Source organism: Pseudomonas bohemica (assembly GCF_002934685.1).
GTDB lineage: Bacteria > Pseudomonadota > Gammaproteobacteria > Pseudomonadales > Pseudomonadaceae > Aquipseudomonas > Aquipseudomonas bohemica.
In genome coordinates this window covers 12,963-28,030 of the sequence record NZ_NKHL01000099.1, presented here as the reverse complement: position 1 = coordinate 28,030, position 15,068 = coordinate 12,963, and the positions used below count along the sequence as shown (strand labels likewise).

14 protein-coding genes are annotated in these 15,068 nt (G+C 60.6%); 12 read left to right on the top strand and 2 right to left on the bottom strand.

Translation table 11 applies throughout. The features are described from left to right. Positions 1-64 precede the first annotated feature (64 nt). Positions 65-772 carry a CerR family C-terminal domain-containing protein gene (locus tag CE491_RS09365; protein ID WP_110948076.1) on the top strand — a complete coding sequence of 236 codons (708 nt, stop codon included), beginning with the start codon at positions 65-67 and terminating at the stop codon, positions 770-772. Positions 773-871: 99 nt separating this feature from the next. Here CE491_RS09365 and CE491_RS09360 read toward each other — a convergent pair whose 3' ends face one another. Further along, positions 872-2,170, bottom strand: coding sequence for an MFS transporter (locus CE491_RS09360; RefSeq protein WP_110948075.1), 1,299 nt, complete (start codon positions 2,168-2,170; stop codon positions 872-874). Between the two features lie 102 nt (positions 2,171-2,272). Further along, complete coding sequence (locus CE491_RS09355; protein ID WP_110948074.1) at positions 2,273-3,484, bottom strand: pyridoxal-phosphate-dependent aminotransferase family protein; 1,212 nt, start codon at positions 3,482-3,484, stop codon at positions 2,273-2,275. A 156-nt stretch (positions 3,485-3,640) separates the two neighbouring features. Here CE491_RS09355 and CE491_RS09350 point away from each other — a divergent pair, with 156 nt between their 5' ends. The 11 genes from CE491_RS09350 (at position 3,641) to CE491_RS09300 (ending at position 15,004) form a co-directional block, all read left to right on the top strand. Further along, the gene (locus CE491_RS09350) at positions 3,641-4,366 is read left to right on the top strand and encodes a GntR family transcriptional regulator (protein WP_110948073.1); all 726 of its coding nucleotides are present in this window, start codon (positions 3,641-3,643) and stop codon (positions 4,364-4,366) included. Positions 4,367-4,431: 65 nt separating this feature from the next. Then, a complete protein-coding gene (locus CE491_RS09345) occupies positions 4,432-4,836 on the top strand; it encodes an antitoxin Xre-like helix-turn-helix domain-containing protein (RefSeq protein WP_110948128.1) in 405 nt (134 codons plus the stop codon). Then, positions 4,830-5,522 carry an RES family NAD+ phosphorylase gene (locus CE491_RS09340; RefSeq protein ID WP_110948072.1) on the top strand — a complete coding sequence of 231 codons (693 nt, stop codon included), beginning with the start codon at positions 4,830-4,832 and terminating at the stop codon, positions 5,520-5,522. Before CE491_RS09345 ends, CE491_RS09340 begins: the two co-directional genes overlap by 7 nt. A 149-nt stretch (positions 5,523-5,671) precedes the next feature. Continuing rightward, positions 5,672-6,382 carry a TetR/AcrR family transcriptional regulator gene (locus CE491_RS09335; protein ID WP_110948071.1) on the top strand — a complete coding sequence of 237 codons (711 nt, stop codon included), beginning with the start codon at positions 5,672-5,674 and terminating at the stop codon, positions 6,380-6,382. A 212-nt stretch (positions 6,383-6,594) separates the two neighbouring features. After that, on the top strand, positions 6,595-7,653 hold the full coding sequence (locus tag CE491_RS09330) for an aromatic ring-hydroxylating oxygenase subunit alpha (protein ID WP_110948070.1): 1,059 nt from the start codon (positions 6,595-6,597) through the stop codon (positions 7,651-7,653). Then, positions 7,640-8,602 carry a PDR/VanB family oxidoreductase gene (locus CE491_RS09325; RefSeq protein WP_199885041.1) on the top strand — a complete coding sequence of 321 codons (963 nt, stop codon included), beginning with the start codon at positions 7,640-7,642 and terminating at the stop codon, positions 8,600-8,602. The genes CE491_RS09330 and CE491_RS09325 overlap by 14 nt, the downstream gene beginning before the upstream one ends. A 103-nt stretch (positions 8,603-8,705) precedes the next feature. Continuing rightward, entirely contained in the window at positions 8,706-9,941 is a 1,236-nt protein-coding gene (locus CE491_RS09320) for an FAD-dependent monooxygenase (protein ID WP_110948068.1), read from the top strand. Between the two features lie 137 nt (positions 9,942-10,078). Then, a complete protein-coding gene (locus CE491_RS09315; RefSeq protein WP_110948127.1) occupies positions 10,079-11,299 on the top strand; it encodes an ABC transporter substrate-binding protein in 1,221 nt (406 codons plus the stop codon). A gap of 212 nt (positions 11,300-11,511) precedes the next feature. Beyond that, positions 11,512-13,458, top strand: a complete 1,947-nt coding sequence (locus CE491_RS09310; RefSeq protein ID WP_110948067.1) for an ABC transporter permease — start codon at positions 11,512-11,514, stop codon at positions 13,456-13,458. Next, the gene (locus tag CE491_RS09305; protein WP_110948066.1) at positions 13,455-14,237 is read left to right on the top strand and encodes an ABC transporter ATP-binding protein; all 783 of its coding nucleotides are present in this window, start codon (positions 13,455-13,457) and stop codon (positions 14,235-14,237) included. The genes CE491_RS09310 and CE491_RS09305 overlap by 4 nt, the downstream gene beginning before the upstream one ends. Beyond that, entirely contained in the window at positions 14,234-15,004 is a 771-nt protein-coding gene (locus tag CE491_RS09300) for an ABC transporter ATP-binding protein (RefSeq protein WP_110948065.1), read from the top strand. Before CE491_RS09305 ends, CE491_RS09300 begins: the two co-directional genes overlap by 4 nt. Positions 15,005-15,068 lie beyond the last annotated feature (64 nt).

Below are 15,068 nucleotides of genomic sequence, written 5' to 3'. Positions count from 1 at the left end.
TTCGTTTTTTCGCGAATTTTTGTCAACTGGTATATTTTGGCCCGGTACTGAAAGGGAGCTGCACATGGCACGACATAAACCTGCCACCGAGGGTGGTTACCAGCGCGGTGAAGAAACCCGCGCGCGTCTGATCGAGGCCGCTGTCGCGGTGTTCGGTGAGCGTGGCTACGACGGCGCATCGACGCGGGACATCGCCAACGCCGCCGGGGTGAATTCGCCCGCGCTGCAGTACTACTTCGATGGCAAGGAAGGCGTCTATCTGGCATGCGTCGAGCACTTGATCACGCTGCTATGGCGAAAAATGGGCGATACCGTCCAAGAAGCGGAGCAGGCATTGGCCGAGGTCGACACCGGCGATCAAGCCTTGATCGAGGTCTCGCTGGGCATTCTTAGCGCGGTGGTCTCGACCATTCAGGACAGCCCGCAGACCACGGCCTGGCGCGCATTTCTCGATCGCCATCAGGCGGGACTGTGCCCCGAAAGTGCGACGTCGGCTTTCGAGGAACGTTTCAAAACGCGTATCGGCAACGTGATTCGGCAGTTGATCGCGCGTCTGGCCGGGTTTCCGGTCGAGGATGAGCGCACAGTGATTCACTCAATGGCGCTGTTCACCCAGGGGCTGGCGTTCAAGGTTCAGAAGCCCAAGCTGCTCGAAGCGCTGAAGTGGACGGCGATCGATCAAAAGGAAATGGAGCTGGTGCGCGAGGTGATCCTGGCCCAGGCACGATTTACCCTGGAGGGGTTGGTCCGGCAGAGAGAGGGGCATTGCTGACGGATTTGGCTCGGGGGCGCATGCAACCTGTAGCTCGGCTTGCCGGCGGCAGCGATTTCAATAGCGCCCCCGCCGGCAAGCCGTGCTACAGGTGGTTTTTCATTTATTGGCAACGACGGCCACAGGTGGCTCAGGCATCTGCGGGCGCACCGGCTTCCTGTACTCGAACCTGTTCTGTGGGCGCATCCGGAACGACAGGATCACGCCGATTGCCAGCAACACGATGCTGACCAGAAACGGCAGCTGCCAGTTACCGAACTTGTCGATCAACAGCCCGGCTGCCACGGGGCTGACAATCGCCGCCATCGCAGAGCCCGTGTTCATCATGCCGCTGGCGGTGCCGCAGTGGTCCGGGGCGATGTCCATGGGGATGGCCCACATCGGGCCGATGGTCATTTCCGAAAAGAAGAATGCTACCGCCAGACAGGCGAGTGACACGTACATGTCATGGGTGAACATCAGCGGCACCAGAGCGACCAGGGTCAGCGACAGGCATATCGCAACCATCCGACTGCGCGCCTTGTTCAAGTCGCCTGTGCGTTTGTAGATTCGGTCGCTGACGATGCCGCCGAGGGTGTCGCCGACAACGCCGCCAAAGAAGACGGTTGAGGAGAAAATCGCCGTATTTTTCAGGTCCAGACCCATGTTCATGAAGTACATCGGCACCCAGCTGAGCAGCAACCAGAGCGTCCAGCCATAGCAGAAGTACACGATGGTGACCGGCGCCATGCGCTTGAACAGACGACCCCAGGGCAGGGCGATCTTGCTCTTGGGCTTGGGCGGCGGCAGCACTTCAAGTTCCGGTTGCGAGATCCGTGGATGATCCTTCGGGTGTTCGGTGAACACCACCATCCACAGCATGACCCAAACGAAACTGATGCCGGCGCAGACATAGAACGATTCCCGCCAGCCATACGCGGCCATGACCGCGATCATGGCCGCCGGGGCCAGGGCGTTGCCGAGTCGGGCAAACGCGTGGGTGATGCCCTGGGCGAAACCGCGTTGATCCTTGGCCACCCAGCGTGACATCGCTGCCGTCGCCGCCGGAAACGTCGCACCTTCACCCAAGCCCAGTAACACGCGGGCCACAAGGAGCGAAACGAAGCCGCCGGAGAGGCCGGTCAGCACCGTCGCGGCGGCCCAGATCAGGCCGCAGACCACCAGTGTGCGCTTGGCGCCGAAACGGTCACTGACCCAGCCGCCGATGATCTGGAAAACCAGGTAGGGGTAGGCGAAGGCAGAAAAAACCAGACCGATCTGGGTTTTGCTGAGGTTGAATTCGGCACCGAAACCGACGGCTGCGGTACTGACGTTGACGCGGTCCAGGTAGGTAATGAAATACATGGCGCACAGCATGAAGAGCACCACCGTGGTGGGGCGCAGACGTAACAGCTTCATGTTCTATCTCCAGTTTCTTATTGTTCACGCCGGGTGGCGATTGAGTCGGGATAGTGCGTGTGTGCTGCAAAGGCACTGCGCACAGGCGCAGTGCCTTCTGGATCATTCGCGTCGCAGGGGTACGGATTGGCCTCCCAGATAATCCATTGCCGCCAGCACTCCGCTGGATTGCAGTTTGACCCCGGCCATTTGCAGACCCATTTCACAGCCGGTGAGGGTCGCCATCAGCGTCAGATCGTTGCAGTCGCCCAGGTGGCCGATGCGGAACATGCGCCCCTTCATCTTGCCCAGGCCCGTGCCCAGCGACATGTCGAAGCGTTCATAGATCGTCTTGCGCACGGCGTCGGCATCGACGCCTTCAGGCATCATCACGCCGGTCAGCACCGGGCTGTAGACGGCCGGGTCAGCGCACTGGATCGGCAAGCCCCAGGCATTGACCGCCGTGCGACAGGCCTGGGCCAGACGATTGTGCCGGCTGAACACATTGTCCAGGCCTTCGGCAAGAATCATTTCCAGCGCTTCGGACAGGCCATACAGCAAGTTGGTGTTCGGCGTGTACGGCCAGTAGCCGGTCTTGTTCATCTCGATGATTTCGTCCCAGGCCCAGAAACTCCGCGGCAGCCCCGCGGACTTGCTGGCTTCGATGGCCTTGGGCGACAACGCGTTGAAGCTGATCCCCGGCGGCAGCATCAGGCCTTTCTGCGAGCCGGACACCGTGACATCCACGCCCCATTCGTCATGCCGATAGTCTGCCGACGCCAGCCCGGAAATCGTGTCGACCAGCAGCAGCGCGGGGTGACCGGCGGCATCGATGGCCTTGCGTACCGAAGCGATGTCGGAGGTCACGCCGGTACTGGTTTCGTTGTGCACCACGCACACCGCCTTGATGCGGTGACTGCTGTCGGCGCGCAGGTGCGACTCGATCATCTGCGCATCGACCCCGCCGCGCCAGCCCTCGATACCCGGCTTGCCAATGAACTGCGGCTTGAGGCCCAGACTCAGCGCCATCTTCTGCCAGAGCGTGGCGAAGTGACCGGTTTCGAACATCAGCACTTCATCACCGCTGCTCAGGGTGTTGCACAGCGCCGCTTCCCAGGCGCCGGTTCCGGAGGCCGGATAGATGATCACGGGGTGTTGGGTCTTGAAGATTTGCTTGATGCCCGATAGCACCTTGAGTCCGAGCTCGCCGAATTCCGGGCCGCGATGATCGATAGTGGGGTAGCTCATCGCGCGAAGAATGCGGTCCGGAACCGGGCTGGGACCGGGGATCTGCAGGAAGTGACGACCGGCCGGGTGATAGTCGAGCTTCAGCATACGGTGACTCCTTTTTGTTTTTTGTGTTTTGAATGCAAAATACAGTAGCACTCACCCTCACTGTGTCAAACGTTCAAAGTGGGCTAATATTCGGCACCTGATGAGTGTTTCAAGCATAAGGCGACGGCTTCCAGACGCCGCTGTAGAGGATCTTGTATGCAAAATTTCGAAGAGGTCGCCGAACAGGGCACCGCCAGGCCGATGCTCAAGGTCGAGCGGCAGCGCCTGCACGACGTGGTCGTCGAGCACCTGCGCAGCTTCATCACCGAGGGTGTTCTTGCCCCTGGCAAGAAGCTCAACGAGCGGGAGCTGTGCGAAACCCTCGGGATTTCCCGCACACCGTTGCGCGAGGCACTGAAAGTCCTTGCGGTAGAGGGGCTGATCGAGATCAACCCTAACCGCGGCGCCACGGTCGCACGCATGTCGGAGCTGGAAATCCGCGAAACCTTCGAACTGATGAGCGGTATAGAAGCCTTTGCCGGGGAGTTGGCCTGTGAGCGCATCACCGCCGAAGAACTCGACGAGATCAAGGCCCTGCATTACGCAATGGTGGTGAGCAAGAATCAGAATGACTTGCCCGGTTACTACCAACGCAACCGCGCCATTCACGATCTCATCAACCAGGCCGCGCGTAATACCGCGCTGCGTCAGGTTTACCTTTCACTGAACAGACGCATTCAGGCGCTGCGCTTTCTTTCCAACCAGCAGGCGCCGAAATGGGAGCGCGCGTTGCACGACCACGAGGAAATGATCGACGCGCTGGAAACTCGCGACGGCAAGCGCCTGAGCAGCATCCTTCGTCATCACCTGTTGGAAAAACGCGACGCCATCATGCTGATGGTGCGCGACGATGCCGAGCATCCGGGCTCGATTCGACGCTGAAGCGGGTTGCGTCTGCAGGATCATATAGTCTACATTGGCGTCTACAGACTCAGATGGGCGCCGCCATGACACTTGCTTTACACACTCCGCAACTTTCCAGATCCCAAGGCGTGGTCGGTTTGCGCACGGCCCTGCGTGTCATGGATAAATGGCAAGCGTCGAGCGACCAGGCATGTCGGATCCTGCGCATTTCCCGTAGTACCTATACCCGTGCCAGGCAGGACGACAGCCAATGGTCTGTTGCCCTGGACCTGGATCAAACGCTGCGCATCAGCTTCGTCCTGAACATCCACGCGACGCTGCGAACCCTTTTCGACAACCCTGACAATGTCTACGGCTTCCCGACCATGGAGAACCACAACGAGTTCTTCAACGGCAGAAAGCCTCTGGAGGTGATGGCTCAGGGCGACATGATTTCCCTGTACGAGACCTTCCGCCGGATCGACGCGCTGCGAGGCGCACAATGGTGACGCTGAAGGCGCTGCCTGCACTGGCGGATGAAAAGCAGCAGGCCCATCGTCTGGTGAATTCCAAATTTCCGCCGATCGATCTGTTCAATGATGTGGCCGATGCGCAGGAGTTCGAGACGTTGTACCAGATCCAGGCCATGACCAATCCGCGGCTATTGAACGAGGTGGGGCGGCTGGAGCTGATTCCTCGCGAGGACATTCCTTTCGGCATCCCTGGTTGCTCCTATGCCACCGCGCCGTTTACCCATGTCAACCCGTCGGGTTCGCGCTTCAGCGATGGCGCTTTCGGCGTGTTGTATCTGGCGGATACGATGGAAACGGCGATCGCCGAAGTGCGACACCATCAGCAGCGCTACTGGTCCGGCGTAGACAAACTGAACTATGAGCGTTTCGTGTTTCGCAGCCTGTCCTGTCGTTTTCGCGAGGCGGGCAGTGTCGATGCCACCGCGCTTGAACTTTCCCATCCGATCTACGACCCTGACGATTACAGCCACTCGCATCAGCTGGGCAGTGCCCTGAAACACGAGGCGCTGGCAGGGCTGCGTTACAACTCTGTCCGCTCGCCGGGCAACCACTGCTGGGCATTGTTGACCCCCCGGCATGTCATCTCAATCCACCAAAGCGCCCACTACGAAATGATCTGGAACGGCCGGATCACCAGCGTCAATCGCCTTTCCGGCGCGTGAAGTCTCCCAAGGCTGCAAAAGAGCGCTGGCAGGATCGTTGCTGGAAATTAAAGAGCTAATCAATTAATTTGTTTTTCCGGTTCCGCCGAGGTAGAGCGTTCTGCCGTGCAGCCGGGATCAATGTTGGAACCTCAAGGTAACGTGGACCCATGCAGACAATCATCGGCCGTCGCGGCAACGCAGTTTCTGCGGCAGGGAAGGGCAAGACCGCAAGAAAAGGACCGGGCCGACCGGAAGGTGCCAGCAACCTGCGCGACGAGATTCTCGATGCTGCCGAAGAATTGTTCGCCAATCTGGGCTACGCGGGCACGACGATGCGCGAAGTGTCGCAGCACGCCAAAGTCACCCAGGCACTGATCAGCTACTATTTCGGCTCCAAATACGGGCTGTTCGAAGAGGTGTTTCTGCGTCGCGGCAGCGCCATTTCCGATGAGCGTCTGAAAAATCTGGATACGCTGCAGGCTCAAGGCCAGACCCCGGCAGTTCGAGCGATTGTCGAAGCCTTCCTGTTGCCAACGGTGGTGTTGCGTACGTCCATTCAGGGAAGGCACTTCCTTCGGCTTCAGGCGCGTTTGCACACCGAGCCGCCGAATATTTCCTACGCGCTGCGCGACAAAGCCTATGGCTCCTCGACTCAGCGTTATGTAGACGCATTGAAGGACGCATTGCCGGGGCTGAGCGAGCTGGACGCCAACTGGCGGATCACGTTGATGGTGGGCACTTACCTGTATGCGTTTTCCGATAGCCACCGCATGGAAGAACGTCTGCCCAACGGCGAGTACAACCCCGACGACTGGCAGTCGCTAATTCAACAGGTCACCAGTTTTGTGGTCGGTGGTATGTCAGCCCAGGGCGGTTAAGGCAGCGGCGAGCACCAGATTGGGGGTTATTCACCACAATGGTGCGCGTCTGACGAAACATGGAACCAGCTAAAAAACCAAAAAGTGATAAGAATCAGTTAGATGTGACGATCTTTTGCATTTGGCACGCCTCCTGCTATCGATTAATTAAAAGGTTGATTAATTAATTGCAGTGTTTGGGTGATTACACCCAAAAGCGCAAAGGAGTCGTGATGAACCTGATAGCCGTCTCATCTCATCAACCCGTCACCGCCGCGGACGGGTGCCAGGACCCGGTACTGCTCAACGACTGGCACGTCGTGGGTTACAGCAGCGATTTCGTTGCAGGCACGATTTACCCGGTTCGCTTGCTGGAGCGTGAATTGATCGTCTGGCGCAGCGCCGATGATCAGATTCATGTCTGGGAGGATTTGTGCATTCACCGCGGCGCACGGCTGTCCAGGGGCTGGATCAAGAACGACTCGGTGGTCTGTCCGTATCACGGCTGGGAATACGACGGCAGCGGCGCGTGCACGCTGATGCCCGCCGCTCCGGACGAGAAGCCGATGAAGAAAGCCCGAGCGTTCCCTTATGCGGCGGTCGAGCGCTATGGGTTTGTCTGGACTTGCCTGGGTGAACCCGCCTCGGATATTCCGCTGTTCCCGGAGTGGGAAGATGGGGCGTTCATGAAGGTCCACAGCGGCCCTTACAACTACGCCGCCAACGGGTTTCGCGCCGTAGAGAACTTCATCGATGCCTCGCACTTTCCGTTCGTGCATGCCGGGCTCAATGGCGTGATGGACAAGCCGGACCGCCTCGAACCGTACACCGTGGAAGAAGTCGACACCGGCCTGCGCTCATCCGAGGTCCGGGTGTTTCAGCCCTGGGGCGATGCACGGGGTAAGCCTTTGGTGGCTTTCTACACCTACCACGCGTTCCGTCCATTGGTGGGCTACTTCTCCAAACGTACCCAGGATTCCGACGCCGACGGCAATGTCATCAGCGACAAGTCCGACACCTTTGCCACATTGTTTACCGTGCAGCCTTTGGATGCAGTCAATTGCATCGTCCGCGTGTGCGCCGCCATGAACGTCAGCCCGCGCCCTGATCCGGACGCCGTCAGGGCAAGAGCCGATGTGGTCTTCGGTCAGGACCGCGACATCGTCGAAAGCCAGCGTCCGGAACGCATTCCCACCGAGCTGCGCTATGAGCTACATCACCGCACCGATCTCATGGGCCAGCGCTACCGTACCTGGTTGCGCAACAAGGGCATCAGCTATGGCGTTATCTGACGGCGTGTTCAAGGTGCGCCTGCAAGCCATCGAATATGGTGCGCCGGGCATCAACCTCTACACCTTCGAAGCCCTCGACGGCCAGCCCCTGGCCGCTTACGAGCCTGGCGCCCATGTCGATGTCGTGATGGGCCCCGATCTGCTGCGCCAGTACTCGCTGCTGTGGCCTGCCACGCACCCGGCTCGCTACCAGATCGCCGTGCAGTTATCGGAAGTCGGCAAGGGTGGCTCGCGCAAGCTGCATTTCGAGTCGGTGGTGGGGGCCGTGTATGAGATGTCGCAGCCGCGCAATCACTTCCCGCTGGTGCCGAGCGATGACGAGTTCCACCTGTTCGCTGGCGGAATCGGGATTACCCCGATCATCTCCATGTACCGCCAGTTGAAGGCCAGCGGCCGTCGGGTGTCCCTGTACTACTGGGCCGGCAGCGCGCAACACATGCTGTTCCATGACCAGCTGTGTCGGGAGCGGCAGGACGACGTGAGGCTGTTCCACACCCGCAGCAGCGGCGCGGTGCCGCCACGGCTCAAGGACGTGCTGACAACGTTGCCCCCCAGCGCGCAGCTGTATTGCTGTGGCCCGCAGGGTATGGTCGACGAGTTTGACCGCTTGACTCTCGATCGACCCGAAGCCAATACCCATCGCGAACGCTTCAGCGCCACCACCGATGCGCTGCAGCCTGGCGACAGCTTCCGTGTGCGTCTGCAGCGTTCGGGGCTGACCCTGACCGTACCCGCCGAACTGAGCCTGCTGCAGGTTTGTGAAGCGGCTGGGGTGGACGTTGCTTATTCCTGCGAGGAGGGGGTGTGTGGCGCGTGCGAAGTCAAGGTCCTCGCCGGGCAGGTTGAACACCGGGACACCGTGCTGACACCGGGGCAGCGGCAGCGCAGTGAAAGCATGATGATCTGCTGTTCACGGGGCGTCGGAGATAGCCTGGTGGTGGATATTTAGCGCCCGAAAAACAGCAGGGTTTTTTTCGCCCATTAATTAATTGGCTGATCAATTATTACGAGGCGTCGAGACGATTTCAGATCGTGCGCCCGGAGGAGCACCCATGGACAGAACATTGCGAGTCGGCATCATTGGCGCCGGTATAGGTGGCGTCACCTTGGCCCGAGCGCTGGAGCAGCGGGGGATCGAAGCGCAGATTTTCGAACGCGCAGCGATGTTCGGCGAAGTTGGCGCAGGCGTGCAGATGACCCCAAACGCGGTCAAGGTCCTGAGCGAACTGGGGCTGGACGATCGGCTGAAGAAGATCGGTTTCCTGCCCCAAGCCATGGTCGGACGTAACTGGAAGACCGCACGAGAGTTATTCCGCACGCCGTTGAAAGAGTCATCCCCCGCGCTGTATGGCGCGCAGTTCTACCATGTTCATCGCGCCGATCTGCACGCTGCGCTGGCAAGCGATATCAACCCGGGCCAGGCCGCATTCGGTGCCCGCTGCGTGGGCTTGCAGCAGCATGCCAATACCGCCGTGGCGCAGTTCGCCGATGGTTCCGAGTTCGAGGCGGACCTGATCGTTGGCGCCGATGGAGTACGCTCGGTGATCCGCGAACAGTTGTGGGGCCAGGAAGCGGCCAATTACACCGGCCATATGTGCTGGCGTGCGTTGGTCAATGTCGACAAGCACCCGCTGCCTTTTGTCAGCCCCGATTCGAGCTTCTGGATGGGACCCAAGGGCCATGTGGTGACGTACTACGTCAAAGGCGGGTCGATGGTGAATATCGTGGCGGTCAACGAAAGCCCGGCGTGGGTCGAGGAATCGTGGAACGCCAAGAGCACCCAGCAGGAGTTGCTGGCAGGCTTCGAGGGTTGGCATCCGAACCTGATTGAGCTGTTCAAGCGCACTGATCCTGACGCGATCTACAAATGGGGACTGTTCGACCGCGATCCGATGCAGACCTGGTCCAAGGGCAACGCAACCTTGCTCGGTGATGCGGCGCACCCGATGCTGCCGTTTCTTTCCCAAGGTGCGGCCATGGCGATCGAGGACGGCTACGTGTTGGCCCAGTCCCTGGCGTTTCACGGCCCGCGCCAGCTGCAACAGGCGTTGCGTGCCTACGAGCTGGAACGTCTGCCGCGCACCAGTCGGGTTCAACTGGAGGCCCGCGAGCGCGGCCGAACGTATCACCTGCCCTCAGCCTGGTCGCAGCTCAAGCGCGACATGGCTTACCGCTGGCGCCAGTTGCTCAATCCCAACGCGGTGGGGATTCAGGCGAACTGGGTCTACGAATACGACGCCCGCACGTGTGAAAGGCGCTTCCCGTTGGCGCAGAAAATTCCCGCCTGATCGGCCCTCAAAACCCAAAACAAGCCGTCTGGCACACGTGTTGCAATTTAATTAACTGCCCGTTTGAGAACGGTGGTCCGAGCCTGGAACGCCCTAATGCTGTGCAAGCCTTTGAAATGATCAGCTTGGAGAACACCATGAACATGCGTGCACGTTTCACGAAGTCGAGCCTGTTGGCGGGAGCGATCGCGTTGGTTATCAGCGGCGCTGCCTGGTCGGCGGACACGATCAAGATCGGTGACATCAACAGCTACAAGTCGCAGCCGGTTTTCACCGATGGCTATAAAAAGGGCATGGAGCTGGCAGTCGAGCAGATCAATGCAGCGGGTGGCGTCGCTGGCAAGAAGCTGGAATTGGTCACTCGCGACGATAATGCCAACCCCGGCGACGCCATCCGCCAGGCCGAAGACCTGATCAACCGCGAGCATGTGGACGTATTGGCCGGCGCCTTCTATGCGCACATCGGCACCGCGCTGTCGGACTATGCCAGGCAGAAGAAACGCTTCGTGCTGATCACCGAGGCCCTGAGCGACAACATCGTCTGGAGCGCGGGCAATCGCTATACCTATCGCCTCGACGCGTCGACCTACATGCTGACGTCCTCGCTGGTTGACGAAGCGGTCAAGTTGCACAAGAAACGCTGGGCGCTGGTCTATCCCAACTATGAGTTCGGCACGGCCGCGGCCAGCGCCTTCAAGACCTTGCTCAAGGCCCGTCAGCCGGATGTCGAATTCGTCACCGAGCAGGCGCCGCCGTTCGGCAAGGTCGATGCGGGCAGCGTGGTGCAGGCGTTGGTCGATTCCAAACCCGATGCGCTGTTCAACGCGTTGTTCGGCGCAGATCTGGCGAAATTCATTCGTGAGGGCACCACCCGCAGTTTCTTTGGTGAGCAGTTGCCGGTGCTGAGCATCATCACTGGGCAGCCTGAATACCTGGAACCGCTCAAGGACGAGATTCCACCGAACTGGACCGTCACAGGCTACCCCTGGTACAGCATCGATACGCCTGCGCACAAGGCGTTCGTCGACGCCTACCACGCCAAGTACGGCACCGAGAACCTGCGTTTCGGCTCGATCATCGGCTACTCGGCGATCCAGTCCATCGCTGCGGGGATCAAGGCGTCCGGTGGCAAGACCGATTCCGAATCGATGGTCGATGCCTTCAGCGGCCTGAAAGTGAACACCCCGGACGGCCCGCTGGAATACCGCAAGATCGATCATCAGGCCACCTGGGGGTTGTACGTCGGCAAGCTGGCGGTCAAGGATGGCTCGGGCGTGATGCTCGATTACACGTTCAAGCCGGGGAATACGCTGCTGCCTTCGGATGATGAAGTGCGCAAGCTGCGGCCGGCTGAGTGAGGCAGTAACGACCTGCCCGCCTCATGCTGCGGGCGAGGTCGAAGGCAGGAGCGCAGAGGCACCTGTGGGAGCGAGCGTGCTCGCGAAGATTTGGGTTCAACCACCGTTGATCCGGCGAGTGTACCGACCGCTTCGCGAGCAAGCTCACTCCCACAGCCGTTGTCCTCGCTCCCACAGCACGCCTGTCAAAGGCCTGTTTGATCGAGGGCGTCATGGATTTTTCAGCGTTGCTTTCTCAGTTACTCAACGGGCTTGCCGAAGCGTCGTCACTGTTTCTGGTGGCGGCGGGATTGTCGCTGATCTTCGGCGTGACCCGCATCGTCAACTTCGCCCACGGCTCGTTCTACATGCTGGGTCTGTATATCGCCTACTCCATCGTCGAACACCTGATGGGCTCGATGGGCGCGGCAGGGTTCTGGCTGGGGCTGGCACTGGCGGCAATCTCCGTCGGCTTGATCGGCGCGGTGGTGGAAATCGTGCTGCTGCGACGTATCTACAAGGCGCCGGAATTGTTCCAGTTGCTGGCCACCTTCGCCCTGGTGCTGGTCATCAACGACGCGGTGCTGGGCTATTGGGGCGCCGAGGAACTGCTGGGTCGCCGCGCCCCTGGCTTGTCCGGCTCGATCGATATCCTCGGTCGTCAGTTTCCTTCCTATAACTTCTTTCTGATCGCTATCGGCCCTGTGATCCTTGGCCTGGTGTGGCTGCTGCTGGTGCGCACCCGTTGGGGCGTGCTGGTGCGCGCCGCAACCCAGGACCGGGAAATGCTCGGCGCTCTGGGGGTGAATCAGGCGTGGCTGTTCACCAGCGTCTTCGCCCTCGGCGCCATGCTCGCCGGGTTGGGCGGGGCCGTGCAGTTGCCCCGTGAGCCTGCCAGCCTTTCTCTGGACTTGCGCACCATTGGCGAAGCCTTTGTCATCGTCGTCGTAGGTGGCATGGGGTCGTTGCCGGGTGCGTATGTCGCGGCCTTGTTGATCGCAGAAATCAAGGCCCTGTGCATCGGCCTGGGTTCGACCACCTTGTTCGGCATTCCGGTGTCGTTCTCGAAGCTGACGCTGGTCATCGAATTTCTGGTCATGGCCGTGGTGCTGGTGCTTCGCCCGTGGGGCCTGATGGGCAAACCGCAGGCCACCAGCCGCAACTCGGCGCCGGTGGAAGCGCCGCTGCGGCCCGGTTCGACGCATTTCAAATGGCTGATGGGCGCACTGTTGCTGGCGCTCGCCGTGCTGCCGCTGCTGTCGACCTGGCTGCCCTATGCCAGCGTGTTGACCCAGGATGTACTGGTGACTGTGCTGTTCGCCGTGAGCCTGCACTTCATCATGGGGCCGGGCGGCATGCACTCGTTCGGTCATGCCGCGTACTTCGGCCTGGGCGCATATGGCGCAGCCATTCTGTTCAAGGTGCTGACGATGCCCATGCCCCTGGCGTTTGCTTTCGCGCCCCTGGTGGCAGGGCTTGGGGCGCTGGTCTTTGGCTGGTTCTGCGTGCGTCTGTCCGGGGTCTATCTGGCGATGCTGACCCTGGCGTTTTCGCAGATCGTCTGGTCGGTAGTGTTTCAGTGGGAAGACGTCACCGGCGGCTCCAACGGCATCACCGGTATCTGGCCGTCGGCGTGGCTCGATGGCACGCGCTACTACTACCTGACGTTGGTGTTGGTGGTCTCCAGCCTCTTTCTGGTCAGGCGGATCCTCTTTGCGCCTTTTGGCTACAGCCTGCGCGCGGCGCGGGACTCGGCCTTGCGCGCCGATGCGATCGGCATCGATGTGAAGCGCGTCCAATGGCTGGCATTCATCATCGCCGGGCTGTTCGCAGGCCTTGCGGGCACGCTGTACATCTTCTCCAAAGGCAGCATCTCGCCGGACGCCATGGCCGTTGGCAAGTCGGTCGACGGTCTGGTGATGGTGCTTCTCGGCGGCATCCAGAACCTGCTGGGGCCGGTGGTCGGCGCCAGTGTCTTCAGTGTATTGCAGGACTCCATCATGCGCGCCACCGACTATTGGCGCGCGGTCTTCGGCGGCGTGATTCTGCTGCTGGTCCTGGTCTTTCCCCAAGGCATCGCCGGTTTCTTCCAGCAACTGGCCGAGGCGTGGCGTCATTGGCGCGCGCGCGCTGCAGTCAAGGCTGCGGCGTTGCCCCGAACACTGGAGAAGCAGGCATGACTCTTCTGCAAGTACGTGACTTGAACAAATCCTTCGGTGGCGTGCGCGCGGTCGATGGCATCAACTTCGATCTCCACGAGGGCGAGCTGTTGGCGCTGATCGGACCCAACGGCGCGGGCAAGTCCACCACATTCAACATGGTCGGTGGTCAGCTCAAGGCTTCCGGTGGTTCGATCCAGCTGCTGGGCCAGGAACTGGTCGGCAGGCGTCCTCGGGACATCTGCCGCATGCAGGTCGGTCGCACCTTCCAGATCGCCGAAACGTTCGCCTCGTTGACGGTGCTGGAAAACGTGCAGATGGCATTGCTTTCACATCATGGAAAAGGCTTTTCGCTGTTCAGGTCGGCACGCAAGATGTATCGCGATGAGGCGCTGGCTCTGCTCGCTCAGGTCGGCATGGAGCGCCACGCCGAGCGCCCCTGCAGTGAGCTGGCGTACGGGGACGTGAAACGCGTGGAGCTGGCGATGGGGCTCGCCAACGATCCCAAACTGCTGCTGATGGACGAGCCAACCGCCGGGATGGGCCCGGAAGAACGCAACGACCTGATGGCCCTGACCAAGCGGCTGGTGGTCGAACGCAAGATGGCCGTGTTGTTCACCGAACACAGCATGGACGTGGTGTTTGCCTATGCCGACCGCATGATCGTGCTGGCGCGTGGACGCTTGATCGCCGAGGGCGACGCGCAATACATCCGCAATCACCCCAAGGTGCAGCAAGTGTATTTCGGCACTGGCAAGACCTTCGAACATGAAATGGCTCAACAGCAGGTGCAGGTATGAACGCAGTGCATTCAACGCAGCAGCCAGTGGCCCACGCTGCGTCAGAGCTGTTGCTGGAAGTCAGCGCCCTCAACGCCTGGTACGGCGCCGCGCAGGTGTTGTATGAGCTGAACCTGAACGTACGCCGAGGCGAAGTGGTGGCATTGATGGGACGCAATGGTGCAGGCAAATCCACGACGTTCAAGGCCTTGATGGGCATGCTGGCGCGGCGTCAGGGCGGCATTCGTTTCATGGGCCAGGAGATCTCCACGCTGGCGCCGTTTGAGCGGGCACGACGAGGGCTGGGCTTTGTCCCGGAGGATCGTCGTGTGTTCACCCACCTGACGGTGACCGAGAATCTGGAGGTAGGTCGCCAGTCCGATCGGCATTGGCCCGATGGCAGCGAAGCGCTGAACTGGACGCCACAGCAGTTGTTCGAGTTCTTTCCCAACCTGGGGGCGATGCAGGATCGTCCAGGCGGGCAGATGAGCGGGGGTGAGCAGCAGATGCTGACGGTAGCGCGCACGCTGATGGGCAATCCGTTCCTGATCCTGCTCGACGAACCGTCGGAAGGCGTCGCGCCGGTGATCGTCGAGCAGATGGCACAGATGATTCTGGCGCTCAAGGCCAAGGGGGCGAGCATTCTGCTTTCCGAGCAGAACCTGCATTTCGCCGGGCTGGTTTCGGATCGGGCTTACGTGCTTGAGAAAGGGCTGGTTCGATACGAGGGCAGCATGGCTGAACTGGCGGCCAATGAGGCGGTGCGCAAGGCGTATCTGACGATGTAGACGCGTTATGTGTCCGTGCCGGGCGCGGGGCTGGGTGATATTCTCGCGGCTTGTCTGTCTGGTC

Bases quoted from the DNA above. Each gene is read 5' to 3' on its own strand.
- CE491_RS09365 (WP_110948076.1), top strand. From the start codon at position 65: ATGGCACGACATAAACCTGCCACCGAGGGTGGTTACCAGCGCGGTGAA.
- CE491_RS09360 (WP_110948075.1), bottom strand. From the start codon at position 2,170: ATGAAGCTGTTACGTCTGCGCCCCACCACGGTGGTGCTCTTCATGCTG.
- CE491_RS09355 (WP_110948074.1), bottom strand. From the start codon at position 3,484: ATGCTGAAGCTCGACTATCACCCGGCCGGTCGTCACTTCCTGCAGATC.
- CE491_RS09350 (WP_110948073.1), top strand. From the start codon at position 3,641: ATGCAAAATTTCGAAGAGGTCGCCGAACAGGGCACCGCCAGGCCGATG.
- CE491_RS09345 (WP_110948128.1), top strand. From the start codon at position 4,432: ATGACACTTGCTTTACACACTCCGCAACTTTCCAGATCCCAAGGCGTG.
- CE491_RS09340 (WP_110948072.1), top strand. From the start codon at position 4,830: ATGGTGACGCTGAAGGCGCTGCCTGCACTGGCGGATGAAAAGCAGCAG.
- CE491_RS09335 (WP_110948071.1), top strand. From the start codon at position 5,672: ATGCAGACAATCATCGGCCGTCGCGGCAACGCAGTTTCTGCGGCAGGG.
- CE491_RS09330 (WP_110948070.1), top strand. From the start codon at position 6,595: ATGAACCTGATAGCCGTCTCATCTCATCAACCCGTCACCGCCGCGGAC.
- CE491_RS09325 (WP_199885041.1), top strand. From the start codon at position 7,640: ATGGCGTTATCTGACGGCGTGTTCAAGGTGCGCCTGCAAGCCATCGAA.
- CE491_RS09320 (WP_110948068.1), top strand. From the start codon at position 8,706: ATGGACAGAACATTGCGAGTCGGCATCATTGGCGCCGGTATAGGTGGC.
- CE491_RS09315 (WP_110948127.1), top strand. From the start codon at position 10,079: ATGAACATGCGTGCACGTTTCACGAAGTCGAGCCTGTTGGCGGGAGCG.
- CE491_RS09310 (WP_110948067.1), top strand. From the start codon at position 11,512: ATGGATTTTTCAGCGTTGCTTTCTCAGTTACTCAACGGGCTTGCCGAA.
- CE491_RS09305 (WP_110948066.1), top strand. From the start codon at position 13,455: ATGACTCTTCTGCAAGTACGTGACTTGAACAAATCCTTCGGTGGCGTG.
- CE491_RS09300 (WP_110948065.1), top strand. From the start codon at position 14,234: ATGAACGCAGTGCATTCAACGCAGCAGCCAGTGGCCCACGCTGCGTCA.